The organism is Candidatus Villigracilis affinis (genome assembly GCF_016705895.1).
Taxonomy (GTDB): Bacteria; Chloroflexota; Anaerolineae; order Anaerolineales; family Villigracilaceae; genus Villigracilis; species Villigracilis affinis.
On sequence record NZ_JADJKT010000024.1, the window covers coordinates 87166 to 114016 of the forward strand.

The window sequence follows — 26851 nt, forward strand, 5'->3', positions numbered from 1 at the left end:
ACTTTGGCAAATGTTCAGTCAACTTATAACAATATAGCAAATGACACAACAACCGTAAACACGAACTTGAACTCTGCAAACGTGTTTGCCATCGCATCTGCTTCTGCACAAGCCTCAGAGAATAATCTGAACAATACCGCCGTCAACGCTTCGACTAGTGGCGGCGGAAAACCGCTCTTTCTCGCTGTACAGCCTGCTCCTATGCGATCTGGTGAAACCGTAGGCCCGATTTCAATAGGCGCTCTGCCTGCAGGTGAGAGTGTCACCATCAAATTCCGTGTGACGGTGGATAATCCCCTGCCCGCTGGCAAAATTCAGATCTCGAATCAGGGAACCGTCAGCGGAGGGAATTTCGCAAATGTGCTGACAGACGACCCGTCGGCAGGAGGCGCGAGCGATGCAACTGTCACGCCAGTGGATTTGCCCGATACATCAGTCAGTTCCATTAATCGAGCCGATCCTCCCCAACGAATGCTGATCCTGTTTCATGGACAGTTACTTTCGCGAATGCCGTCTCGGGCTTGACCAGCAGTAATTTCACATTAGTCAATGGCGGTCTCGGCGGAGCCCCTGCAATCACAACCGTTACTCCTATTGGCAGCGCGCCTGCCACGGCATGGACGGTGACCGCGAGCACGGGTACAGGTCAGGGCACGCTCGGCTTAAACATGACCAGCGCCGTGGGTCTCACACATGATGTAACCAATTTAAACTTCACCGGTCAGGTCTATGATATTGACAAGATCGCGCCAACGGTATCGAATGTCTCCAGCAATGCGAATACAGGCTGCATCCTGAATGTCGCTACGGATTACTGCAACGCCGCCGACACGGTCAGCATTCAGGTCACTTTCAGCGAAGCTGTGAGCGTCGTTGGAACGCCTCAACTCACGCTGGAAACTGGTGCGATCGACCAGACCATCGACTACGCCAGCGGCAGTGGCACCGACACATTGACTTTCACGTATACCGTTCAAGCCGGAGATACCTCCACTGATCTTGATTACACCAGCATTTCAGCGCTGGCTCTTAATGGCGCGACCATCCAGGATGGTGCCACCAATAACGCAACGCTGACTCTTGCCACACCGGGCGCTGCAGGTTCGCTGCGTGCCAACGAAGATATCGTGGTTGATACCACTGCGCCGACCACCAGTTACTTTCAGCGAAGAACGCCAGTCACCAACCCAACAGGCAGCGACACTCTGCAATTTGAAGTTGACTTCAGCGAATCCATCGGTGGCCCCGGGACGATCGGCACAAATGACTTTGTTCTCACCGGAACCACTGCCACGGTCACCGGCGTAGGCCTCGTCAATTTCTCCAATGGCACATACTCTCTCGACGTCTCTGGCGGCGACTTGGCAAACCTGAATGGCGTTGTTGGGCTGAACTTTAGCCTCACAATGTCCATCACCGATCAAGCTGGCAACCCGGTGGCCAATGTCGAACCATCTACTGATGAGACCTACACGATGGATAACAGTGCACCTACGGTCACCATCAACCAGGCGGCAGGGCAAAACGACCCAACCGGTGACACTTTGATCGACTTCACAGTTGTTTTCAGCGAAGCCGTAACAGATTTCGACGACGCAGCCGATGTGACTATCACCGGCACTGCAGTAGCCACAACTGTTCTCATTACTGGTGGTCCGATCACATACAATGTGGCTGTTAGCGGCATGGTCGGCAATGGAACGGTCATCGCCAATATTCCTGCAGGGGCGGCCACCGACTCAACCAATCTCAGCGCCGCTTCCACGACCGGAGATAATACGGTCACCTACGATGCTACCCAACCAACGGTGACGATTAATACCGCTGTTGGACAACCTGACCCGGCAGGCAGCGGTCCAATTAACTTTACAGTGGTCTTTAGCGAAACGGTCTCTGACTTCGACGATGCGGCTGATGTAACCTTGAGCGCCAGCACCACCCCGGGCACACTCAGCACCGTGATCACTGGCGGCCCAACAACATACAACGTAGCCGTCAGCGGTATGACCGGCGACGGATCGGTCATTGCCACCGTCCCAGCTGGGGCGGCAACCGATGGAAGCAACCTAAGCGCAGCATCAACCAGCCCCGTAGACAACTCAGTCTTATACGACACAACATCCCCAAGTGTGACCGTTGACCAGGCAGTGGGTCAGAATGACCCCGCCAACGCCAGCCCGATCAATTTCAGGGTGGTGTTCAGCGAAGCGGTGACAGACTTTGAAACTGCCGACCTTGGCGATGTTGACCTAAGTGCTGGCAGCGCACCAGGAGCACTCACCTTTGTTATTAGCGGCGGCCCAACGATCTACAATGTGGCAGTCAGCGGCATGAGCGGCCCCGGCACAGTGCTCGCCAGCATACCGGCGAGCGTAGCAGTTGACCTGGCATCAAAACCGAACGGTGCCTCCACCCCCATCGACAACAGCGTCACCTTCGATGCGACCGCACCTGATTCCAGCATTAATACCAACCCGTCCAACCCGACGACAAGCACGAGTGCAGCCTTCACCTTTAGTGGCACAGATAGCGGCACCGGTGTGGCCAGTCTCCAATGCGATTTGGATGGCGGCGGTTTCAGTACCTGCACCAGCCCAAAGAGCTACACAGGTTTAGGTGATGGCAGCCACACCTTGCAGGTACGCGCCATTGATAATGCAGGTAACATGGATGCAACTCCCGCCTCCTTCACTTGGGTTGTGGATGCAACCGCGCCAGACACGACAATTACAGCCAATCCGGCCAACCCAGCCAACAGCACTACCGCCAACTTTGATTTTAGTGGGAATGATGGTGCCGGCACCGGGATCGCCAGTTTTGAGTGCAAGTTGGATGCCGCTGCATTTGCCGCGTGCACCAGCACAAAGACCTACAACGCCTTGAGCAATGGAAGCCATACCTTCCAGGTGTGGGCAATCGATGCTGCTGGCAACGTGGATGGCACCCCTGCCAGCTTCACTTGGATCGTGGACAGTGTTGCACCCACCATGACCATCAACCAGGCAGCGACTCAATCTGACCCAACCGGCAACAGTCCGATCAACTTTACGGTGGTCTTTAGCGAACCCATTACTGGTTTTGGCTCGGGCGATGTGAATCTGGGCGGTACCTGCCAGGCGACAACCTTTGCGGTCACAGAGATCGCGCCTAATAATGGCACGACCTTCAATGTCGAAGTCAGTGGCATGGCAGGGACAGGAACAGTAATTGCCTCCGTCATCTCAGGAAGCGTCCAGGACATCGCCGCCAACTTGAATAGCATAGCATCCACCAGTACAGATAACAGCGTAACCTATGATATCTCTACAAAAGATATTACTGCTTTCAGTTTCACGAGCCCGGCGGCTATAGGCTCGATCAGTGGAACCAATATTTCGATCACCGTTCCATCTGGAACCAACGTGACAGCGCTTGTAGCAACCTTTACCACAACAGGCGCATCGGTGGCAGTGGGCGCTACTCCACAAGTCAGCGCAACAACAGCCAATGACTTCACAAATCCGGTGATCTACACAGTGACTGCCGTCGACGCTTCAACCAAGGATTACACTGTCACGGTCACCTTTAGCGGCGGAGGCGGGGGACCCAACCCCATTTTCGCAGATGTCCCATTCAGTCATTGGGCAAACAGCTACATTGAGCGCCTTTATAAAGCGGGTATCACTGGTGGATGTGGAACAATGCCGCTGACCTACTGCCCTGATGCAACCGTGACACGCGCACAGATGGCGATTTTCATCCTGCGCGGCATTCACGGCAAAGCATATTCTCCCCCACCCGCAAGCGGCACGGTCTTTGCCGACGTCCCAGCGGGTGCCTTCGCCGCAGACTGGATCGAACAACTGGCACTCGAAGGCATCACCAGCGGGTGCGGCAATAGCAACTACTGTCCCGATGCAACCATCACTCGTGCAGAAATGTCCATCTTCCTCCTACGCGGTGAACATGGCAGCGCTTATACGCCTCCAACTGCCACAGGCACGGTCTTCGGTGACGTTCCACTCGGCTCCTTCGCAGTGGATTGGATCGAACAGCTGGCATTCGAAGGCATCACCAGTGGATGCGGCGGCGGGAATTACTGTCCCGATAACTCAGTCACCCGCGCTGAAATGGCGGTCTTCCTGGTGAGGGCGTTTGGTTTGCCGTAGAACATATTTCAGCAACTTATGATTTACACATTCCCTCAAGATTTCAAAATCTTGAGGGAATGTGTTACTTAAAGGATTTTTATACTCAACAAATCAGTCAGCAGTGATTTGCTCCTTTAAATGACTTAAATCACTACTCTATCTTTAGCCAAATGTTATATAGTGGGATAATTCAAAAAATTAACATTTCACAGTGGAGGTTAATATGATTTCCAAAGTTTCAATTTCCCGTATATTCTCTATTATATTTATCATTATATTTACATTGGCAACCCCAGCCCTGGCCGCGCCCGGTGACACCATCCGGGTTTCAGTTGCTACCGGTGGCGCGCAAGCCACGGCAAGCCTCAATGGCTCGCACCATCCATCAATTTCTGCTGATGGACGTTATGTAGCTTTTATGTCTCAAGCCAGTAATTTAGTCAGTGGGGATACAAACGGAGTAGAAGATGTTTTCATACGCGATATCCTGACAGATACCACCACACGTGTCTCAGTTGGTACAAGCAGCCAAGCAAATAATAGTTCCTTTGACCCTTCCATTTCAGCTGATGGTCGTTATGTAGCATTTTATTCTTGGGCCAATCTTGTAGGTGGAGACACAAATGGGACACTTGATGTATTTGTGCGTGATACTCAAGATGGCATCACTACACGCGTCTCGGTTGACTCAAACGGCGTAGAAGCAAATAGGGCGTCGTACTACCCATCCATTTCTGCTGATGGACGCTACGTGATTTTTGAGTCTTTCGCTACTAATTTAGTAAGAGGGGATACAAATGGAGAGATAGACGTCTTCATGCATGACACTCAAACTAACACTACATCGTGTATTTCTGTCGATTCGAAATAATTTTTTTTTTTAAATATAAATAAATAAAAATATTTTTTTTTTTTTAATTTTTTTTTTTTTTTTTTTTTTTTATATTTTGGTATTCCAGCAGGGAGTGATAATCACAATTTCGAACATCCATCCATTTCAGCAAATGGTCGTTATGTAGTTTTTGTTTCAGTCGATAGCAACCTGGTTAGCGGAGACACAAACTCAATACACGATGTTTTCGTGCGCGACACAGTGACAAACATCACCACACTAGTCTCTGTTGATTCAAACGGTATGCAAGGGAATGGACGTCCATCATACCATCCATCCATCTCTGCTGATGGACGCTATGTAGTTTTTGGATCAATGGCAAACAATATGGTCAGCGGTGATACAAATAGCGCCGAGGACATATTTATGCACGATACAGTAACAGGAATCACCACACGTATCTCCGTCGATTCAAGTGGTGCACAAAGCAATGGGCATTCAGGATATCCTTCCATATCAGCAGATGGACGTTATATCTCATTTGAATCCAGCGCTTCAAATCTAGTAAATGGAGATACAAACAATACGCCGGATATTTTTGTGCGTGATACGGTATTAAAAACCACAACACGCGCCTCTATTAATTCCAGTGGTGCGCAGATGAATATCAATATGGTTATTCTTTGGCCATCCTTATCTGCTGATGGTCACCATGTGGTGTTTCAATCGAAAGCTGACAATTTAGTCAGCGGGGATACGAAATGGATCTACAGATGTCTTTATGCATGAAATCAGCGAATCCGCCCCACCTTTGGCGATGTTCCCTTCGACCACCCTCTTCACGATTACATCGAAGCCCTATATCAGGCTGGCTACACAGCAGGATGCAGCACTGACCCATTAATGTATTGTCCCGACACCATCCTTGACCGCGCTCAATCTGCCGTCTTTATGCTGCGTGGACAAATGGGCTCCACCTATTCCCCTCCACCCGCTCCGTGGGATACCTTCGCCGATGACTGGACAGGCTTTGAATGGGCTGAACCCTGGGCCGAAGGCATGTGGCAGGAAGGCCTCACCGCTGGATGCCAGCCCAGCCCATTGATGTATTGTCCTGCCACACAACTTCCGCGAGTCGAGGCTAGTGTTTTCGGTCTGCGCATGAAGTATGGTGTAAACTACACTCCCCCTGCAGGGACTGGCACCTTATTTGCAGACATGACCGATACAAGTTATTGGGGCATCGGCTGGGCAGAGCAGGCATATCAGGATGGACTACTCCCCGCCTGTGGCACGGACAGTGGCACGGGCAAACCGCTATTTTGTCCCTCCGAGCTTGTGGATCGTGCCTGGGGCGCATATCTCATTGTGATGGCAAAAGACATTCCGTTGCCATAGTTTTTTACGAGTTGGTCCTACTTATCCCATATCTCATGTTAAAAAGTCCCTAAAGGCCGTGTAAAGCCTTCGGGGACTTTTTTTGAAAACGGAAGCTGTAAAGCTTTGCCAAAAATAAACAGACATTTATAATAAATCAAATCATTCAAGCTTCCTAACTAAATCCGCTTTTGGGGATGACATAGTTTGGGGGTTTCAAAAAAAGGGAGATACATGTTATGAAAAACCGCTTCAAATCAAGCTTCAATATATTTACCCTCTTTTCCTTGCTGGCTTCCTTGTTGGGAAGCGCAGTATTTGCCACGCCTGCGTACGCAGCAGGTATTGTTGTCAACAGCAATGCAGACACAATTGCAGACGATGGAACCTGTACTCTGCGTGAAGCAATTACCAACGCGAACGGTGATTCGCAACTCTACGCCACAAACGGTGAATGTGCATCGGGCGTTGGTACAGATACCATCACCTTTGCCGCAAATCACACCATCACACTGGATGGAAGCCAGCTACCTGTTGTGACATCTACAATCATTATCAATGGCAATGGTGTGACCAATACGATCATTCAGGCCTCATCATGCAATCCTGTCACACTGCCTGGCAGTTGCACTCCAGCCAGTTATCGCGTCTTTGAGGTTAATAGCACCGGTAACCTTACTCTCGACAAAATAACTTTACGGCACGGTCAGTGTAGTGGCCAATGCGCTACAAATCAGACGATCGGCGGTGGAATTTATAATGATGGCACATTAGAGATCAGCAGCAGCACTGTATCAGGCAATTCCTCCAGTAGTGATGGTGGTGGAATTGGCAGTTTTGGAACAATCACCGTGACCGACAGTACCTTCTCAACTAATGACGCCCTCTATGGAGGAGGTATTGGAAGCTACGGTACTTCAACTGTAACAAGAAGTACATTCTATGGCAATTCTGCAGTTATGGGTGGAGGCCTTTACAATAGCGGTATTTCGACCATGACTGCAACAAATAATACCGTGACTGGTAATTCGGCTGATATTGGCGGTGGATACTACAATGATATTGCCAGCCATTTGACAATAATGAATAACACCATTTCTGATAACAGCGCCCCTTACGGTAACAATATCTACAACTACAAAGGCACAGTAACATTAAATAATACTATCGTAGCAAAAAGTAATATCTTTTCTAATTGCAGTGGGGTAATCACAGCAGATGCCTACAACCTTGCGACAGACAACTCTTGCGGCAGTTCAAACAACAAGACTTGGGCGGAAATTAATCTTGGCACACTTACCGATAATGGCGGACCTACCAAAACTATGAGTCTGCTCACCGGGTCAGTTGCTATTGATACAGGAGATAACTCTATTTGCCCTACAACTGATCAGCGCGGCACGTCGCGTCCACAAGGTGGTTCTTGCGATATTGGCGCATATGAAGCAGACTCGAATTCACCTACATTCACGGACGTTCCCAGCACCCATTGGGCATTCAATTATATTGAAAGTTTATATAACGCTGGTATCACAAGTGGATGCTCCACCTCTCCGTTAATGTATTGCCCCGATGCAACTGTCACCCGTGCACAGATGGCGATTTTTATCCTGCGTGGCATGCATGGTAGTGCATACATTCCCCCCGCCGCAACTGGTACGGTCTTTGTCGATGTCCCAGCTAATGCTTTTGCCGCGGACTGGATCGAACAATTGGCACTCGAAGGAATTACAAGCGGATGCGGTAATGGAAGTTATTGTCCCAACGCGACCATCACCCGCGCGCAAATGGCAATCTTCCTCCTGCGCGGTGAACATGGCAGCATTTACACCCCTCCAGCCGCAACTGGCATGGTCTTCGGTGACGTTCCACTCGGCTCCTTCGCAGTGGACTGGATCGAACAGCTGGCATTTGAAGGCATCACCAGTGGATGCGGCGGCGGGAATTACTGTCCCGACAACTCAGTCACCCGCGCCGAAATGGCAGTCTTCCTGGTGAGGGCGTTTGGTTTGCCATAAAAAGGTTTGCTGCCACAGATAGGTTCATAAAATCATCATAGACTATTACAGGTAAGTTCCGCTTGCCGTGTGATTAACAAATATTAAACAAGGCCTGGAGGAATTTTGGATTCCTCCAGGCCTTTGTTTTCCTATATAATGAGGGTACAGAATATTTACCGTGGCGCATTTTCAAATTTACTTGTATGGAGAGTGTCTTATGAGAATCCACATTAAATTTAGCCTCGCCCTTATAATTCTGCTATCGGTAATTTTAAACACCATCCCCAACAGCTCATTTCAGAGAATTGCACGAGCACAGGCAAATTCTGCAACAGTAACCTATGACCCTGTAACCACCATAATCACCAACCCCGAACGAGGTTTCCTGCATACCTATTCCCCTTGTGAAAGTGACCTTTTCGACCTTGCCACGCTTCAAAATTACCGCGCCGCTGAACATATTAGCCTGGTTCTTTGCAACTTCTACCTCACCAATTTCAAAACCTCAGCAATCAACCAGACGACCCTAAATACACTACAAACACAATTGAATACAATCCGCTCCGCTGGCTTGAAAGTTGTGCTCCGCTTTTCATACACCAGCACGGATAATGTAGATGCAAGCCTTGCTCAAATCCTGTCACATATAGACCAACTCGCACCGATCCTTCAGTCGAACAGCGACGTGATCTATGTCTGGCAGGCGGGTTTTATCGGCCAGTGGGGGAGAATGGTATTACACCAGTCACTTTGGCGATCAGGGTGTTATTTCAGCCCAACAATGGGCTGATCGAAAAGCCGTTGTCGAAAAAATGCTGCAAGTCTTGCCATCAACAAGGATGGTCTCATTGCGTGCACCGTTCTATAAACGCACCATGTATCAAGCAGCGGCTATCACTCCGGAGCAGGCATTCAACGGTAGCGCCATATCACGGATAGGGCAATTTAATGACGCTTTTGTCTCCAGCCCAGACGATATGGGAACCTATACCGATATATCTGAAGAGTATCCATGGCTGGATGCTGAAACTGCCTACCTGCCAATGGGAGGCGAGAACAATACATGGGCACCTCCACGCACAAATTGCACAACAGCATTGGAAGAGATGGAACGGTTTCATTGGTCCTATATCAACACGGACTATCTGGAAACAACCATATCCAACTGGAATAGCCAGGGATGTTTAGATACCATGAAGAAGAAACTGGGATATCGCTTTACGCTTATCGAAGGCACGTATCCCGATGCAGCACAGACAGGCAGTGGAATGGATATTCATATTTCCATTAGAAATGATGGGTTCGCTGCTCCGATCAATCCACGGCTAGGTGAATTGATTTTGCGCAACTCCTCTTCTGGCGAAATTTACCATCTTCCCCTAAAAAGCGACCCTCGTTTTTGGGCAGCCGGAGTGACCACCACAATTCAAGAAACGATCCTATTGCCAACCAATATCCCAGCTGGCAGTTATGAACTTCTGCTCAACCTTCCCGATGCGGAAGATACCCTAAACTCAAGGCCAGAGTATTCGATACAATTGGCAAACGCAAGCACTTGGGAGCCTGCCACAGGATTCAACAATCTATTTCACACAATATCAATTTCTGCTGGAATTCCCACCACCTTCGGTGATGTTCCCTTCGACCACCCTCTCCACGATTACATCGAAGCCCTCTACCAAGCTGGATACACCGCTGGATGCAGTACCAGCCCATTAATGTACTGCCCCGACACCATCCTTGACCGTGCCCAATCTGCCGTCTTCATGCTGCGTGGACAAATGGGCGCCGGTTACACTCCTCCACCCGCTCCGTGGGATACATTCGCCGATGACTGGACAGGCTTTGAATGGGCTGAGCCCTGGGCTGAAGGCATGTGGCAGGAAGGTCTCACTGCTGGATGCCAGCCCAGCCCATTGATGTATTGTCCTGCCACACAACTTCCGCGAGTCGAGGCTAGTGTCTTCGGTCTGCGCATGAAGTATGGTGTAAATTACACTCCTCCTGCAGGGACTGGCACCTTATTTGCAGACATGACCGATACAAGTTATTGGGGCATCGGCTGGGCAGAGCAGGCATATCAGGATGGATTACTCCCCGCCTGTGGCGCGGACAGCGGCACAGGCAAACCGCTATTTTGTCCCTCCGAACTTGTGGATCGCGCTTGGGGTGCGTATCTCATTGTGATGGCAAAGACATTCCGTTGCCATAGTTTTTTACGAGTTGGTCCTACTTATCCCATGTTGAAAAAGTCCCTAAAGGCCGTGCAAAGCCTTCGGGGACTTTTTGAAACGGAAGCTGTAAAGCCTTTGCCAAAAATAAACTGACATTTATAATAAATCAAATCATTCAAGCTTCCTAACTAAATCCGCTTTTGGGGATGACCTAGTTTGGGGGTTTTAAAAAAATAATTAAGGGAGATACATGTTATGAAAAGCCACTTCAAATCAAGCTTCAATATATTTACCCTTTTTGCCTTGCTGGCTTCCTTATTGGGAAGCGCGGTATTTGCCACGCCTGCGTACGCAGCAGGCATTGTTGTCAACAGCAATGCAGACACGATTGCAGATGATGGGACCTGTACCCTGCGCGAGGCTATTACGAATGCAAATGGAGATTCGCAACTCTACACATCCGCAGGCGAATGCGCATTGGGTGCGGGAACAGACACCATCACCTTTGAAGTAAATTACACTATTACACTGGATGGAAGCCAATTGCCAGCTGTGACCTCTACGATTGTCATTAACGGCAACGGCTCGGCAAATACAATTATTCAGGCGTCAACATGCAACCCTATCACACTGCCAGGCGGTTGTACTCCCGCCAGTTATCGCGTCTTTGAAGTAAGCGATACGGGAATCTGACCCTCGGTAGCCTAACTGTGCGGCATGGACAGTGTTCTGGTTCTTGTGCCATAGGTGGCTCAATTGGTGGCGGCATACTCAACGAAGGTACCCTTACTATCACAAATAGTACAATCTCTAATAACATCACAGTCTCAAATAATACTGGTTCCTACGGTGGGGGAATCAATAATGGTGGCACACTGAATATAATAAACAGCACACTATCTGATAATTCTGCTTATCAAAAGGGCGGTGGCATCTACAGTTATGGCACACTGACCATTACTAATAGCACGCTTTCCGGAAATTTTGCTAATTCTGCTGGCGGCGGTGGCATTTATAACTACTACAGTACATTAACTATTACGGACAGCATATTCTCTAACAACCATTCAGAATATAGTTCTGGTGGTGGTATCTACAGTCAAAGTGGAACAGTCAATATAACAAACAGCACATTCTCGAGCAACTTTGCTACCCAGGGTGGCGGGGTATTCAATGGATACATACTGAATGTAACAAACAGCACGTTCTCAGAAAATTCTGCTACTGGCAATGGGGACTTCTACAGGGGTGGCGGAATCTTCAATGCTCCAGCCGCCAACACAAACATCACAAATAGTACATTCTCTAACAATCAAGCTGGCTATGGCGGCGGAATCTTTAACTGGGGAGTATTGGCTATAACAAACAGCACGCTCACAAGTAACTCCGCTTCTATGAAGGGCGGCGGTATCCAGAACGAAACCGGAACAGCCAATATAACCAACAGCACATTTTCTATTAATTCTGCCACCTATGGCGGCGGAATTAATAACGGATATTATGACTACGACAACGGCACAGTAAACGTAACAAATAGTACCATTTCAGGGAATTCTGCCACTTATGGTGGTGGTATATATAACTACAGGGGCGCACTACATTATGCTAATAGCATTATCGCCAACTCTACTTCAAATTTCGATTGCGTTAATGATGACATCATCACAGCTAACGTCAACAACTTGGTAGAAGACGGCTCTTGCCTTGCTACTCTGAGTGGCGATCCACATCTTAGCCCACTCGCTGATAACGGCGGTCCAACTCAAACCATGGCCTTGCTCACCGGGTCGGTTGCCATTGATGCAGGCGATGACTCCGTCTGCCCTGCAACTGACCAGCGTGGAACTACGCGTCCGCAAGGAAATGCCTGTGATGTCGGCGCATTTGAATCTTCAGAAAGTGGCGGCACACCCACCTTTGCAGATGTACCCTTCGATCATCCCCTCCATGATTACATTGAAGCCCTGTATCAGGCTGGCTATACAGCGGGATGCAGCACCAGCCCATTGATGTATTGTCCCGATACCATCCTCGACCGTGCGCAATCTGCCGTCTTTATGCTGCGTGGACAAATGGGCTCCACCTATTCCCCTCCACCCGCTCCGTGGGATACCTTCACCGATGACTGGACAGGTTTTGAATGGGCAGAACCTTGGGCCGAAGGCATGTGGCAGGAAGGCCTCACTGCTGGATGCCAACCCAGCCCATTGATGTATTGCCCTGCCACACAACTTCCGCGAGTTGAGGCCAGTGTCTTTGGTCTGCGCATGAAGTATGGTGTCAATTACACTCCCCCAGCAGGGACTGGCACCTTATTTGCAGACATGACCGATACAAGTTATTGGGGCATCGGCTGGGCAGAGCAGGCGTATCGGGATGGATTGCTTCCCGCCTGTGGCACGGATAGTGGCACAGGCAAGCCGTTATTCTGTCCATCCGAACTTGTAGATCGTGCCTGGGGCGCGTATCTCATAGTAAAAGCAAAGAACATTCCATTGCCATAAGTCAATAAATATAAAAAGAGACAGTCACCATTTTAAAGTGACTGTCTCTTTTTATATTGAAGAACCTGCACAAACTTAATGCTTCATCGTGCCAAGAGCAAGTTCCATGATCTCTTCTTTCGCGGAATACTCACGCACCAGTTTTCCATCCTGCATCTGCAAAACGCGATCCACGTATTGACACATGCGCAGGTCGTGAGTGACCATGATACCCGCGCGTTCATTTTCGTGGATGAGATGAGCAAAGGTTTCCACCACCTGAAAGGCGCGTTCGGTATCCAATGAAGCGGTGGGTTCATCGGCCAACACTACGGCGGGTTGATGGATCAAGGCACGGGCAATCGCCACACGTTGCTGCTGACCGCCAGACATTTGAGCGGGAAGATTATGCAAACGTTCCGCCAACCCGAGTCTTGCCAGCAATTCCCCAGAGCGGATCTTCCCCGCACGACCCAGCGCACCATTCAGGCGCAGCATGAATTCCACGTTTTCCTGTGCAGTGAGAAAAGGAATCAAATTGTTGGATTGAAAGGTAAAACCGATCTTTTCGCGGCGCAATTTCACGCGCTTTTTCTCGTTCATTTGGGCAAGATCCTGCCCGTCGATCAAAACCTGTCCGCTGGTGGGGGTGAGCAAAGCCGCCAGAATGGAGAGCAAAGTGGTCTTGCCTGAACCGCTGGGGCCGACCAGTGCAACAAATTCACCAGACTTCACCTGAAACGACACATTGTCCACTGCATTGATGGTTGCGCCATCGAGCGAAAAGGATTTGACCAGGTCACGAACTTCAAGAGCTATATTTGACATATTACATCTATCCTAACCGAAGAGCCTTGAGCGGCTCGATGCGAACTGCATAAATAATGGAGACCATTCCGCCGAGAGGTCCAATGAACAAAAGCAAGGCAATCGCAATAAGCGAACGCGTCCCGTTGAAGGCCAATGGAATGGATGGAGGCAGACCCAGAGAAAATAGATAATTCAAGCCTGCACCAATCCCAACACCCATGGCGGTGACGATGATGATTTGGATGATCGCGGCAAGTCCCACCACAAAATTGGATGAACCGATCGCCTTCAACACACCGATCTGTGGAACCTTTTGCAGAATCTGGATCTGGAAAAAGCCGCCGATGACGAGGATACCGATCAACAGGGTAAATACGCCCTGCGTTTGAACGGTCCCCTGCTGGGCGGTGTACCCGGGGATGTTGTTGATGGTGGTCTCGATATCCGCAACTTCGATGTTCGAAATCTGATCCTCAAGACGTGTCTTCATCGCTTCGACCTGCGAAGGGTCTGTCAACTTGACAGCGATAATGTTCGGAAAAGGAGTGTCACTGTTCAAGTCAGATTCAGATTGCGGACGCATCAATTCCCAGGTTGTGGCAGGGACGAAGATGGTCGGCTGAAAGAAGTATGCCTGTTCATCCACCAGCCCGACGATCTCCAAGGTGTAAAACTGGTCATCGGTGCCCTGTGTGGAGCGGATTTCGATTTCATCGCCGATCTTTAGGTTGGTGCGCTGGGCCACGCTCATATCCATCACGGCTTCGCGTGCACCGCCTCCGCGGAAATATCTGCCTTCCAAAAGCGGCGGCATGCCGGGGCGACCTGCTTCCACACCCAACATGGATATTTTGAGTGGCTCGGGCAGGGAAACAATTTCAGAGTTGGAGGTATAGATCGGACCGGCATCCGCCACCCCTTCCACACGGCGAACCGCTTTGGCAGTGTTTGTTTCCAGTCGGCTCGCGGTGATGCTGTAATCTGATTTTTCCAAAAAGACGATCAGCTGCGCATCGAGGTTTGCCACGTATTGCCGATTCGCATCGGACAACCCTTCACCCAACGCGGCAATGAAGAGAACAAGAACCGTGATCAACGCGATCACCAAAGCCACCAGGAAAAAACGGCCGCGATTACGGATCACTTCTTTTATAGCGAGATAAGTTGCAAGAAAAAAGTTATTCATTCTGATTTACACCACAGGTTTGCTGTCATAAGGCCGATTCCAATCCACACCCATGATGCCATGCAGGATCAGATCCACAGGCAGGTGATCGGCAATATCTTCGTAATAATAGGGCAGGCGGACACGCCCATCGGTGCCGATGATGAATGTGCCGGACATTTGATAGGCATCCTGTCCGGGGGATGGCAATTCGGGCTTATAGCCTTTTGTGCGTGCAAGTTTACGATTCGAGAGCCAGATGCGCGGCGAGAGCAGGGTCTGCCAGAAGGTGCCGCGATACAAGCCGTAGGCATGATAGGCGCCACGGTCCGGGTCGGCGAGGCAGGTGGCACTGGGAGCGCGTTGTTCGCAGAACTGTTTGGCTGATTCTGCCGAGGCGTGAGAAACGATTGCGAGCAGCATCCCTCTCTCGGTCAGGGCTTGATGCGCGTCGATCAATTGGTCCACCATCTCTTTGCATTGTGGACATCCAAAATGGCGGGTAAAGGCCAGCACCAATACCTTGTCCTTCCAAAGCGAGGAAAGCTGTATCGGTTTGCCGTTTGCGTCGAGCAGGGTTGCATCGGGCGCAAGGTCGTTGAATTTTAGTTGGGTTTGGTTTGCCATAGAATCCTTGGTTCCATATTTGCAAAAATTCCGTGCTTGTTCAGCAACGGAATTTTGCCATACTGAGACTCTCAGATTCTATCAGATTGCACAGGTTTTGCACAGGTTTTATCAAGAGATGTGCAAGATTGATTTTTCCACCTTATTCCCCACTTTAGCCATTCGCCTCCAGCGGCTGATGTCATTCAGGGAGATCCAGCGGCGCTCTTCGGTGCGGTAGAACCAGTCTTTATCCTGTTGATAATAGACAAGCACGCCCGTTGATTCCCAAATATTGAGGATCTCGTTTCCGTGCGCGTGGGTGTCATCGAAATCGGTTGTGGCACGCTGGCCCATTTCACTGTATAGCTCATTTAATTCGAGCAAAAGGGTATTGATCTCCGGGGCTAGGTGCTTGACTTTCAAACCGATGCGCTTCGCCTCTTCGAACAAAATGGGATAGCCATGCGACGGATATTTTGCATTCAGGGAATTGGCGATCCGATCCGCTTCAGCCTCATCCTTGATATGGTACGCCAAAAGTTCCTTGCACAGCATGATGGAGAGTGACTCAGCCCGATCCACTGCGCCGATAACCAGTGGATGAACGTGCTGGAACAATTCCTTGTATGGATTCTCCTTGGCATCTTCATTTTGTCCCTGCCACAAGCGGACAACACGGGTCAGTTCATCGAGGCTGACGCTGACACGGTCATTGTCGCGATCGAGCGGAGAAAGAGAATGAGTCAACGAGGTATCGACCGGTGTAAGGTAGGCCATCGGCCCCATTTGAATTTCGTTCGCGCCGAGGGTGATCATTGTGGCGGCGGAGGCGCATTCAAGCGGGATCACGGCAATCACTTCGTCGCAATATTGGCGCAGGAGATTGACAAGGCGCAAAGAAGCCTGCCCATTGCCGCCGCTGGATTTCAGGAAAAGATAGATCTTCGGCTGATGTCCGATCTTTTCAAGCAGTTCATGCAAAGGCAAGCACATCGTCATGGCAGACGCTTCCACGCGGGTTGTTGAAATAGGTCACCAGCGTGCCGCCGAGCATTTTATTCACTTGTTTGATGATCGCCTGGGTTTTATCGAATAAGATCGGCGGTTGTTTTTCTTTGTTCTTGGTTACCTTGGTCGCCATAAATAATTAGCCTCCTAATTCAAAGTGATTGAAAATTATCATAACATGCTTTACAAAAACAGAAATCACTACAAATGTACTGGTTTGCAGGCAAAGAAAAAGCCGCCGAGAGAACGGCGGCTTGAACCATGTACCTATGTTCTTTGAATTACTGCCGTGACCACACCCAGCCTGCGGCAAATCCAAGCACTTCTCCAATGAATACGAACAGGACCACACCCGAAAGTCCGCTTATGGTCAGCCAGCCCATGCTGTTGAATAATCCAAACGCGAGGTAGTTGTATGCCAGCAGGCCGCCCAACGCGATTCCCAGCGCCCAGCGGAACGCGGAATGACGGTCTGTAATACGGATACCCGTACTGTAACTGACCCAGATGCTAAATACCAAAAAGAGCATGGCAACCAGCCACGCGGAAAATCGCGGATAACCATCCTTGGTAATGTAAGCATCCACCACTTCAACGGGGATGGTTTCAGGCGTGGGTTCGATGGACTGGGTCAATTCGGGGACGACCACGGTCACGGCTACTGCACCAGATTGCGAGACATCCAATTGCAATACTTCCGAGATCACGGCGGGTTCGCTGACCACACTGATTTCCAACAAGCCGGGCTTATCCAAGCCAAATGCGGCGCGCGCCACCCCTTGCGTGGTGACCGCATCCACTTGCTGCAAAATACCAGCGCCCTCTCCTGTCAACTTCATGGAGAATTGCACGACCGTTCCATCGGGAACAGAATGTCCGTTCCTATCTTGAATTACGCCAGTACGGATCGCGATGGTGTCGCCAATTTCGAACAGCGGGATCGGAGTCGGTTCCGGGGTGAGTGGTGATTCAGTTCCTGTTACAACAGGCTTGAGGTCCAGAAAGAGCGGAATGATCTGGTTCGGATTCGGTGACATGACAGAGTTCAGCTCATAACCAACCGCAGAGATCGAGACGGGCGACGCCCCAGAAGGTGATAACTCCTGAAACAGCAGCCGTGCGGCTACATCTACAAATTGCGGCTGTTTGCTGTAAAGCGCAAAGTAAGCGGTGAATTTTGAAGTAGTGGTCGTGTCAAAATAATATGGTGCGCCAAAGGAAAAAAGGATCACGCGTTTCTCGCGCAATAGGTCGGGTCGTTCGCGCAAAAAGCGGCTGATCAGGCTGGCCTGACCTTGCGCGGCATCTGTCAGCGAAAGAATGACCCAATCAGCGCGATTGATATCATCTTCAATGAACGGGGTCTCTTCGCCATTGAGCAGGGTTTCTAAATTCTGAAGCGAATAAGAAGCGAGTCTGAAATTGTTCGTTTGATTTCCACTTTGCGGACCGTAAAGTTGGAGGACGGTCTGCTGCAAAGCGTCCACTGCAAGCGAAGGCTGTTCCAAACATTCAGCGCATTGCTTGATGTTTATCGTATCTGTGATAAAGACCATGCTTTCATCAGCCTGCGGAGGAAGAGGCATGACCGTCGCCAGGTCTTGCAAGTCCGGGCTGATGAGGGTTGCGGAATTTCGAGCCACTTCAAACGGCACTTCGGTGGCTGTACCCAGGTTCGACAAACGGAAGGCGGGCACAAGAGCATTTTGAAGTGTAAAGTTTCCGTACAAACCAGTTTTTACAGTCAGGATGCGTGCCGCTGATTCATCCACGCGTTGGGCGAAAGCGGGGTCTTCGCGATATTTCTGCGCAAAAAATTCAATGATGCTGGTCGTGGTCGTAAACGAATCAGGGAAATCATTGGAAATAATATTGCCAAGATACAACATGTCATTCCCGGCGAGGAAGGCATCCCGCGCGGCAGTACGCGCCGAAAATTGCCCGCCCCCCGACGCATAGAATTCGCTGACAGCTTTTGTGCCAAGGTCATCGCTGATGACCAGCCCGCCGTTGGCCTGCCATGTTGAGAACTGCGGCAAAGCCAGAATTTGCTTTAACGCCTGTGGGTCAAAACTGATCGGTCGTGTGGTTGCGCGGATATTTCCCTGAAAACCCTGATAGCGAATATGGGAAACCAGCAAACCATCCGCCATGGATTCAGGTGTGGTTGCATTGCCTGTCACGGCAAAGAATGGATAAAGCTCGATCTGCTTTAACTGCTCAAGGGATTTGCGAACGGTGGAAACTTCCTCTTCGGGTAAACGATCGGAGCCGCCTACGCCGGGAAAGTGTTTCGCGATGACAAGCAATTGGCTCTCGCTGCCCGTATGCAAGCCAGTGATGTAGGCACGCCCCATCTCCCCCACCCAGTATGGGTCGCCGCCAAAAACACGGGTACCCAAATCTCCACCAGAGACGGCGGGGACTTCCAGAACATCGAGGGCGGGTCCCATGTATAAATTAAAACCGAGGGAGGATAGTTCTCTTCCGCGTACTTCGCCCACGCGCATGGCAAGGTCACTATTCCAGGTGGCACCGATTGCCATTTCGCTAGGCAGCGGGGTCAAGCCATTCAAAATCTGGTCGGTGGGATAGCCATTGCCTTCCTGTGCAATGCCAACAAAAAGCGGAACGAACTCGGCTTTCTCCTGCTGCCCGGTCGCGACATTAAAGACAGGGTTGACGGAAGCCTGCCATTCTAGTTGTTGAAGGCTGCCGATCAGTGCATGTGTCCCAGAGGTGGTATCCGGTGCGGGCAAAAAATTATCATTTTGGGCAAGCAATACCACACCGCCAACATGGTAGCGGGTGATCAGTTCATCGATCTGTGAAGCGGCGCTGGCATCCGTACCTGTAAAAGTAACAAGAAAAAGCTGTCCGACGCGTTCTTCGGGGGTCATGGAACTCAAAATCGCAGCCACGGTGGCAGGAGGCTGCGATGTCTGCGCCTGCACCGGAACGGGGGCCAGCATGGCCAGAATAATGACCAGCAAAAAAATTCGGGTTATTTTCATCGCATCCCCTTATAACACAACTTGCTTTTAAAATAAAACTGACGCCGCCTGGCGGGCGGCGTCTTGTGAAAACGAACTCTGCACAAACTCACCTGCTCCTCCCAAGTGCGCGTACGGCTGTCTGTGGGTCATCGGTGAAGATGCCATCGACGCCCCACTCTTTGAGGCGATTAACCTCCTCGGGAGAGTTCGCCGTCCAAACATGGACCCGGCGATTGAGGCGATGCACCCGCTGGACCTGTTCTCTGCTCGTGCTGGAAATATGAGGGTGCAAGGCCTGATATTCTCCAAACATAAAACCAAAGGAACGCGCCCATAAACCAACCAGCCCCGGCATGGCCAGCAATCCACGCGGGATTTCAGGCAGAGCCTGGGCAGCGATCTTTAAATTGGAAGGGAGAAAGGATGAAAAAAGAATCTGCTTTTGGATGTTGTGGCGCTTGATCAGCTCGCACACTTTCAAGACGAGTCCGTCACGCGGGGTGGAATAATTGGTCAACTCGATGTTGATCAGTTTATCCTTGCCAACCAGTTCGAAGACTTCCGCAAGCATGGGCACTTTTGTGCCGTTGAATTTTTCATCGAACCATTTCCCCGCATCGAGTTTGCGAATGTCATCCAGTTTGAAAGAGGCGACACGGCCTTTACCGGTTGTGGTGCGGTCCACCGTCATGTCGTGGATAACGATCACCTGACCATCAGCAGTGAGTTTCGCATCCAATTCCACGCCATCGGCACCCTTCTGCAGGGCCTGTTGAAAGGATGGCAGGGTGTTTTCCGGTGCGTAGGTAAGGTCACCGCGATGGGCGAAAATGACAGGGCTGGGATAATGTTCAAACATCGGTGGCAGGCTCAACGTTAAGAAAGATGCGGTTAGATATCCACAAAATAGGCTTTGCCGGCATGATCGATCATTTCACGCGACATGGTAGCGGGGATGGCAAGGTAGGAGGAAATATCAAGGATTTGATCCAACAGATCGCGCGGATGGGATGCGCGCAGTTTACGGTTGCGTTTGATATACCATTCCTGCAACAGATAAGCCAGACCCTGATCGTTGTATTCGACCCGTTTATCCTGAGCTACGCGTTTAAATATCTCACGATACTCCTCGAAGGATGGGTCGCCGATCTCGACCTTGTGGCGCAAGCGGCGCAGGAAGGCTTCATCGACAAGGTCTTTCGGGGGCAGATTGGTGGAAAAAACGATGAGGACATCGAAAGGAACTTCCACTTTGCGGCCGGTGTGCAGACGCAGGTAATCGACGCGGTTTTCGAGCGGAACGATCCAGCGGTTGAGCAGATCACGCGGACGCACTTGCTGACGGCCAAAGTCGTCGATCAACAAAATACCGCCGTTGGCTTTTACTTGAAATGGGGCTTCATAGAATTTCGTAGTATCGTCAAAGACAAGGTCAAGACCTTCGAGGGTCAATTCACCGCCGACCACGATAAACGGTCTGCGGATCTTGATCCAGCGCGGATCGCGGCGGGTGTTGGAACGTAAATTGCCTGTCGCTGGTGTGCCGTTGGCGGATTCATTATCAGGCGCGACGCTGTGACTAACGGCATCATACACTTTGATGACCTGGCCATCCAGATACAACGCGTACGGAATATACATGCTTTGGCTGAGCACCAGGTTGCCAAAGGCGCGCGCGATGCTGGTCTTGCCGTTTCCGGGCGGGCCATACATAAAAATGGATGAACCCGAGTTGAGCGCCGGGCCAAGCCTTTGGAAGGTGCTCTCAGAGATCACCATTTGCGAAAGGATCTGGCGCATGGTGCGGGTGGTCACAGAGAGGCGTCCGCTCTTTTGGCGGCGGATGGCTTCGTTGTAAACTGCAAAAGGAACTGGCGCCGGGCCTGCATATTGACTGCGCTCCATGGCTTCACGCGCACGGATGATGCCCGCGCCGGTAATGCCATAGGTATACGCACCTTCACCCAAACCACCCTGAGAGGATCTCACTTCAATGAATTTTTCCTGCTTCAAAGTAGTGAGCAGTTGATCGGTCACGCCTGCAAAAGGCAGGGTGATCTCTTCTGCGATCTTGAAGCCCGTCAGATAGCCTCTGAAATACAAAACCTTCAGAACAAGGTCTTGAAGCCAGAGCGGCGAAAGACCTGTATCCTCAAGGCTGTTGATCTGCGGCGGAGAAAAACCGCCGATTGGCGCGGGGTTTTGTAGCGGTTGTCTTGTCATAATGGCACAATCCAGACTTTAATAAATTTTTTTATTTGTGTTTGTGGCCCAGCGGCAGAAAAATTTCGTCTCTGCAGCCGATTATACTTCTTTTCGTTTATAATCCAGTTCATATGAAACTATCTGTCATAATCCCTGTTTACAATGAAGTCGAAAGCATTCAAGTCATTCTTGAGCGCGTGCAGGCCCAAAATCTTGCTGAAGAGATCATCGTTGTGGATGATGGTTCGAAAGACGGCACACGCGACGTTTTAGGCACACTGGATGGAAAGAACGGCGTACGCATCATCCTGCACGAGCACAATAAAGGCAAAGGGGCGGCGGTTCGCACTGGAATGGCCGCAGCCAAAGGCGATATCCTCCTCATTCAGGATGCCGACCTCGAATACGATCCTCGCGATTATCCGCAGTTACTCCAACCCATTAATGAAGGGGTGGCAGATGTGGTTTATGGGTCACGGTTTTTAGGCCGTGCCCATCGCGTAACAATGTTCTGGCATCAGGTTGCGAATCAACTGTTGACTCTGATGACGAATATTCTCTACAACACCATCCTCACAGATATGGAGACCGGCTACAAGGTCTTCCGCCGCGAAGTGTTGACCGGCATGAAAATTCGCGCAAACAGTTTCGACTTTGAACCTGAATTCACTGCAAAGATCCTGAAACGCAAGTTTAGAATCTTCGAAGTGCCGATCACATTCAATCCACGCGAGTACGCGCAAGGCAAGAAGATCAAATTGCACGATGCCTTTGAAGCGGTTTGGACCCTGATCAAATATAGATTTGTTGAATAAATACGACGGGCGCAAGCCCGTCTTATTTTTTAAATAACCCGACCAGCATGGCATCCAGGCCATCCAGGGAATTACGAACCGGTTCCGACAACCTTTTGCCTGGTCCGGTAGCCCCAGGCTGGATCGCCACGAGGAGCGCTTCCGGTCGCCTGTTTTTCGGAATAATATCCAGCAAAAGGGGTAAATTCGCAGAATGTGTGGAGCCACCCATCTTTCTCAAATCACCAAGGTCAAGCAGGGCGATCTCACCCGGATTGGCGCCAAAATCCGCAGCATCGACGATCAGCAAAAAATCCGCGCCTGAGTTTTCAATCTGCTTTATGTAGTTTTCAGGCACATCACCTGCATCAAGGGAGGGAATTCGAATTTTCCTCTGAAGCCTCCGAACAAGGTAAGACCCAACACCATCATCCTCGCGCTGGCGGTTGCCCACCCCAAGGAGAAGCACGTTTTTATCTGCAATACGGGTTTGAAGTTCATCAAGCATGGCAGAGTTATTTTAAGTTGGATTTGATGCTTTTCAGTTTACAGATTTGTTTTTTACATAACAATTGTATAACTTGAATTTAGCGAGTCCCCCGGCGAATTAATCGATCAAACCCGCCTCAAGGCCAGCATGGTCAAGTCATCGCCCAATGGGGTGGTTTCGATGAATTCGTTCAAATGCTCTTCCACGCCCACAAGGACCTCGTCGGCAGTACTGGCCTGAATGGATTTCAGCGAGTCCATCAGACGCATATCGCCAAACAACTCACCGTTTGGTGAAAATGCCTCCGTGAGGCCATCCGTGTAAAGAAGCAGCGTATCCCCTTCTCCAAGCGCGACCGTACGTTCCATCATATTCGGTTGCTCCATAACACCCAGCGCAACCGCGGTACGCGTCAGTTTTTCGATCTCGCCATTTTTCTTCACCCAGAACGGCGGATTGTGTCCCGCGTTGACATAGGTAAACTCACCGCATTCAACATCCAGCACGCCATACACAGCGGTCACGAACATGCCTTGCTGCGTATCGGGCAAAAGTTGGTCGTTCACACGTCCGAGCACTCCGGCGGCCGAATCCATCTCGATCACGGCGGCCCGCACAAGGGTCCGTGTGAGCGCCATGAACAGGGCGGCAGGCATGCCTTTATCGGCGACATCCGCAATGAAGATCCCCAGCTTCCCGTTTGGTAATTCGATCACATCGTAAAAATCGCCGCCCACCTGCCGCGCCGTACGCCAGCGCGCCGCCATTTGCCAGGGCAGCATTGCCAGGCAACCGTGCGGGAAAATGTCGCGGAGCTGATGCGTAACCGTTAATGATCTCAATGCGGCGTGCGCGGAAGCGGCGCCCATTCTCGGCTTCTTCGATCAAGAGGATGCCGAACAGGTCATGTTTGATGGATAACGGGACGGCCATCAGCAAACGGTCGGGGCTGACGGTGTCCGCTTCGCCCTGCGCCTCGGGTTGAATCTGCAGCCAGGAAGCAGGATCAGCACCCGGGTCGAGCGGATGCGTAACCATGTAATTTTGTTCGCGGGCAAAGTCGAGCAGGGGGAACGATCCCAGCTTGAATTCTTTTTCCGTCATGGTCGATTCTTCATTTTCTGAAAAACCAAATTCGTGAGACGTTGTAAAAGACTCACGCTCTGAATCCCAGCGGTATAACGAAACACGATGAACACCCACAAGGATCGGCAGAATACGTGTAATGGATGCGAGAATTTCATTGAGGTCATTCAAGCTGACCACTGCCTGCGCCACCTGTAACAGTGCCGCCGAAGCATAGGCTTGCTCCTGCGCCGCGTCAAACAGGCGGGCATTTTCAATTGCCACCGACGCATAGCTTGCAAACGTTGTCGTCACAGCCTGGGCTTCGTGACCATAACGGCCTGATGTGCGATGCGCCAAAGTCAACACACCTAGTGGACGATCCCCCACCCGCAAAGGCGCGGCAATGGATGAATAGTTATTTTCGTAGCCCGCCGCAAGACCTGCAGGCCAAAACGGTTCATCAGGGCGGCGGATCATGGGCATATCCGCCATCAAGGCTTCGGCCATTGCATAGATCGCATCGGGGTTGGCAATGCACACGCTTTCAAGCAGGCGCGGATCAAAACCGTGCACAGCGGAAAGGCAAAGGTCACCATCCTCCAAAAGCCAGATGGCGGAAATATCGATGGGCAGGTTACGATCCAGTTCGGAGAGGATGGTTTCGAGCACTTCATCCACGCCAACATTATTGGAGACCAGACCCGCCACTTCACGCAGGCTGTCAGATACCTGTCGCCGCCATTGCTCGGAGCGGTACAAATCCGCATTACGGATGGCGGCGGCCATTGTATCGGCCACGGCTTCGAACATCATCTGGTCGTCTTCTGTAAAGGCATTCAGTTTATCGGATTGGATATCAAGCAAACCAAGCACATCATCATTGAAGATCAACGGCACACACAGTTCAGATTGGGTATTTTTCGGCGGCAAAGGTGAAGGCATGTATCGGTCATGTTTGGAAACGTCGTTCGCAAGCACTGTCCTTCCGTTTCGCGCCACCCACGGCATGATGCCATCCATATCATCCAAGGGAATGGTGAAGCCTTCTGATTTTTTACTGCGCTTGCCACTCCCTGCTTCGTACACGATCAAACGGCGGTTGGGATGAACGGTGTATAGGGAAACATGAGGATATTTGAATTTTTCATGGATCAGCGTCGCCGCATCATTCATGAGTTCGGAAAGCTCAAGCGTTGATGTAACGCTCTTGCTCACTTCTGAAACAAGGGTCAATTGGTCGGCACGGCGGCGCAGGCTGCCGTATAAACGCGCACCTTCCACAGCCCGTGCAATATTATCTGCCAAGGCGTGAAGGATTAAGAGGTCGTTGGGATGGAATGCATGCAGTTGATTGCTTTGCACATCCAGCACACCAAGGACTCTATCTTCAATTTTCAGGGGAATGACTACTTCGGATCTTGTCTCAGGCAGGCTGTCGATGAAGCGGTAGCGGGCATCGGAATGGACATCATCACAGACGATCTGCTCGCCTGTAATGGCGGCTTCGCCGATCAAGCCCTGTCCCAATTCCACTTCGAGGGCGATGGTTGCCTTCTTCTTGCCTTTGCGCGGAGCAACTGCACTGGAGCGAAAACGAAGCCACTTCGAATTCGGCTTGAGCGTAAAGATGGCAACGTAATAATAATTAAATGTTTTTTGGATAAGATTTGTAACACGGGCAGCAAGCTCATCCACATTCAGGACGTTGGCGATCTGCGTGCTGACCTCACGGACGAGGTTAAGCTGCCTGAGGCGGAATTGCTCCACTTCGGCGCGATGCGACGCGAACAAACTCGTCGCCACGATCTGCCCAATACCTTGAAGCATGTTCAATTCTGCAGCATTGAACACGGGACCTTTCGAGCGCGTGATCTGAAGCGCTCCAAGGGTAATCCCATGATCTTCGAGCGGCACCGCAGCAAAGGTCACGCGTGAAGCGGGTGCTTTTGTCCGCCGTTGTGTATTCTTTTTTTGTCGGTTTGTTTTTTGAGTGGTCAGCTTTCCAGCTTTGATCGCAAGCCGCATTCCACCTTTGGATGGTTGGGGGGGAAATACGTGCCCATCCTCCCAATCTGGCAGACGAAAAACACTCTCATTCAACCAAACATCCACCACGCCATCGATAAGATGGCTGGTCATGGCTGCAATACGGTCACGCTGTGCGCTAAGGGAATCTTCGTTGCGAAGCTGCTCCCCCAGGCTTGCAAGCTGACGCCAGTCCCATGAATCTGGAGGTCCGTTACGAATCGCTGGGCGCATGGTAGGGTTTATCCCCTCCGCTTGGTCATAATAAGCAAATTGCCTGTCCTTGAGTTGGATTCATAACGTACCTCATCCATCAGTTTGCGCATGAGATATACGCCAAGTCCACCAATCTGACGCTCAGACAGGTCGGCTTTTAGATTCGGTTGTTTAACCTTGGTTGGGTCAAACGGCATGCCAGTATCGCGCATGGTAATGAAAATCGTTTCGCCGTGCATCTCGCAGGTGACATCGAAACTTGCGTTCGAGACACCTTCATATGCATGTTCAATGATATTGGAGGCTGCTTCATCTGAAGCCAGTTGCAGGGAGTAGACTTCCTTGTCCGAGAAACCGCCTTCATGAGCAATCTGCCCTACAAGCTCACGAATTTCATCCAAAAATTCAAACCTGGCTGGAAAGGTTATCTTTGGCATAGGTAAAAATTAATAGCCGCCTCCATCCTTTC

21 protein-coding genes and 1 pseudogene are annotated in these 26851 nt (G+C 50.6%); 11 read left to right on the top strand and 11 right to left on the bottom strand.

Features of this window, described 5'->3' with window-relative positions; genetic code table 11:
• The first annotated feature begins 66 nt into the window (after window positions 1–66).
• From IPI86_RS10585 to IPI86_RS10630, 10 genes are all read left to right on the top strand, one after another.
• Window positions 67–525 (top strand): hypothetical protein, encoded by a 459-nt coding sequence (locus IPI86_RS10585; RefSeq protein ID WP_345297977.1) that lies wholly within the window; start codon window positions 67–69, stop codon window positions 523–525.
• Window positions 522–4148 carry an S-layer homology domain-containing protein gene (locus IPI86_RS10590; protein WP_345297978.1) on the top strand — a complete coding sequence of 1209 codons (3627 nt, stop codon included), beginning with the start codon at window positions 522–524 and terminating at the stop codon, window positions 4146–4148. Before IPI86_RS10585 ends, IPI86_RS10590 begins: the two co-directional genes overlap by 4 nt.
• 205 nt (window positions 4149–4353) lie before the next feature.
• Window positions 4354–5001, top strand: a complete 648-nt coding sequence (locus IPI86_RS10595; protein ID WP_345297979.1) for a hypothetical protein — start codon at window positions 4354–4356, stop codon at window positions 4999–5001.
• Window positions 5002–5223: 222 nt separating this feature from the next.
• Window positions 5224–5751, top strand: a complete 528-nt coding sequence (locus IPI86_RS10600) for a hypothetical protein (RefSeq protein ID WP_345297980.1) — start codon at window positions 5224–5226, stop codon at window positions 5749–5751.
• 114 nt (window positions 5752–5865) lie between these two features.
• On the top strand, window positions 5866–6360 hold the full coding sequence (locus tag IPI86_RS10605) for a hypothetical protein (protein WP_345297981.1): 495 nt from the start codon (window positions 5866–5868) through the stop codon (window positions 6358–6360).
• A gap of 218 nt (window positions 6361–6578) precedes the next feature.
• Window positions 6579–8357, top strand: coding sequence for a choice-of-anchor Q domain-containing protein (locus tag IPI86_RS10610; protein ID WP_345297982.1), 1779 nt, complete (start codon window positions 6579–6581; stop codon window positions 8355–8357).
• A gap of 199 nt (window positions 8358–8556) precedes the next feature.
• The gene (locus tag IPI86_RS10615; RefSeq protein WP_345297983.1) at window positions 8557–9129 is read left to right on the top strand and encodes a DUF4874 domain-containing protein; all 573 of its coding nucleotides are present in this window, start codon (window positions 8557–8559) and stop codon (window positions 9127–9129) included.
• Window positions 9130–9187: 58 nt separating this feature from the next.
• Entirely contained in the window at window positions 9188–10666 is a 1479-nt protein-coding gene (locus IPI86_RS10620; protein ID WP_345297984.1) for a DUF4832 domain-containing protein, read from the top strand.
• Window positions 10667–10768: 102 nt separating this feature from the next.
• A complete protein-coding gene (locus tag IPI86_RS10625; RefSeq protein WP_345297985.1) occupies window positions 10769–11206 on the top strand; it encodes a CSLREA domain-containing protein in 438 nt (145 codons plus the stop codon).
• A gap of 659 nt (window positions 11207–11865) precedes the next feature.
• Window positions 11866–13017, top strand: coding sequence for a choice-of-anchor Q domain-containing protein (locus tag IPI86_RS10630; protein WP_345297986.1), 1152 nt, complete (start codon window positions 11866–11868; stop codon window positions 13015–13017).
• Window positions 13018–13092: 75 nt separating this feature from the next.
• Here the strand turns inward: IPI86_RS10630 and IPI86_RS10635 are convergent, their stop codons facing one another.
• The 7 genes and pseudogenes from IPI86_RS10635 to IPI86_RS10665 all read right to left on the bottom strand — a co-directional run bounded on the left by IPI86_RS10635 (window position 13093) and on the right by IPI86_RS10665 (window position 21807).
• Entirely contained in the window at window positions 13093–13824 is a 732-nt protein-coding gene (locus tag IPI86_RS10635) for an ABC transporter ATP-binding protein (protein WP_345297987.1), read from the bottom strand.
• A gap of 7 nt (window positions 13825–13831) precedes the next feature.
• Window positions 13832–14992 (bottom strand): ABC transporter permease, encoded by a 1161-nt coding sequence (locus IPI86_RS10640; RefSeq protein ID WP_345297988.1) that lies wholly within the window; start codon window positions 14990–14992, stop codon window positions 13832–13834.
• Between the two features lie 6 nt (window positions 14993–14998).
• Window positions 14999–15598, bottom strand: a complete 600-nt coding sequence (locus tag IPI86_RS10645) for a peroxiredoxin-like family protein (RefSeq protein ID WP_345297989.1) — start codon at window positions 15596–15598, stop codon at window positions 14999–15001.
• 111 nt (window positions 15599–15709) lie between these two features.
• A pseudogene (locus IPI86_RS10650) lies at window positions 15710–16721 on the bottom strand (hypothetical protein).
• Between the two features lie 148 nt (window positions 16722–16869).
• Window positions 16870–19602, bottom strand: a complete 2733-nt coding sequence (locus IPI86_RS10655) for a glycoside hydrolase family 3 N-terminal domain-containing protein (RefSeq protein ID WP_345297990.1) — start codon at window positions 19600–19602, stop codon at window positions 16870–16872.
• Between the two features lie 88 nt (window positions 19603–19690).
• On the bottom strand, window positions 19691–20443 hold the full coding sequence (locus IPI86_RS10660; protein ID WP_345297991.1) for a glycerophosphodiester phosphodiesterase family protein: 753 nt from the start codon (window positions 20441–20443) through the stop codon (window positions 19691–19693).
• Window positions 20444–20475: 32 nt separating this feature from the next.
• Entirely contained in the window at window positions 20476–21807 is a 1332-nt protein-coding gene (locus IPI86_RS10665) for an ATP-binding protein (RefSeq protein ID WP_345297992.1), read from the bottom strand.
• 113 nt (window positions 21808–21920) lie between these two features.
• Between IPI86_RS10665 and IPI86_RS10670 the strand changes: the two genes are divergently transcribed.
• Window positions 21921–22604, top strand: a complete 684-nt coding sequence (locus tag IPI86_RS10670) for a glycosyltransferase family 2 protein (RefSeq protein ID WP_345297993.1) — start codon at window positions 21921–21923, stop codon at window positions 22602–22604.
• Window positions 22605–22626: 22 nt separating this feature from the next.
• Here the strand turns inward: IPI86_RS10670 and IPI86_RS10675 are convergent, their stop codons facing one another.
• From IPI86_RS10675 to IPI86_RS10690, 4 genes are all read right to left on the bottom strand, one after another.
• Window positions 22627–23091, bottom strand: coding sequence for a hydrogenase maturation protease (locus IPI86_RS10675; protein ID WP_345297994.1), 465 nt, complete (start codon window positions 23089–23091; stop codon window positions 22627–22629).
• 107 nt (window positions 23092–23198) lie between these two features.
• Window positions 23199–23852 (bottom strand): PP2C family protein-serine/threonine phosphatase, encoded by a 654-nt coding sequence (locus tag IPI86_RS10680; protein ID WP_345298091.1) that lies wholly within the window; start codon window positions 23850–23852, stop codon window positions 23199–23201.
• A complete protein-coding gene (locus IPI86_RS10685) occupies window positions 23734–26400 on the bottom strand; it encodes a GAF domain-containing protein (RefSeq protein WP_345297995.1) in 2667 nt (888 codons plus the stop codon). Before IPI86_RS10685 ends, IPI86_RS10680 begins: the two co-directional genes overlap by 119 nt.
• A gap of 8 nt (window positions 26401–26408) precedes the next feature.
• Window positions 26409–26819, bottom strand: coding sequence for an ATP-binding protein (locus IPI86_RS10690; protein WP_345297996.1), 411 nt, complete (start codon window positions 26817–26819; stop codon window positions 26409–26411).
• Between the last annotated feature and the right edge of the window lie 32 nt (window positions 26820–26851).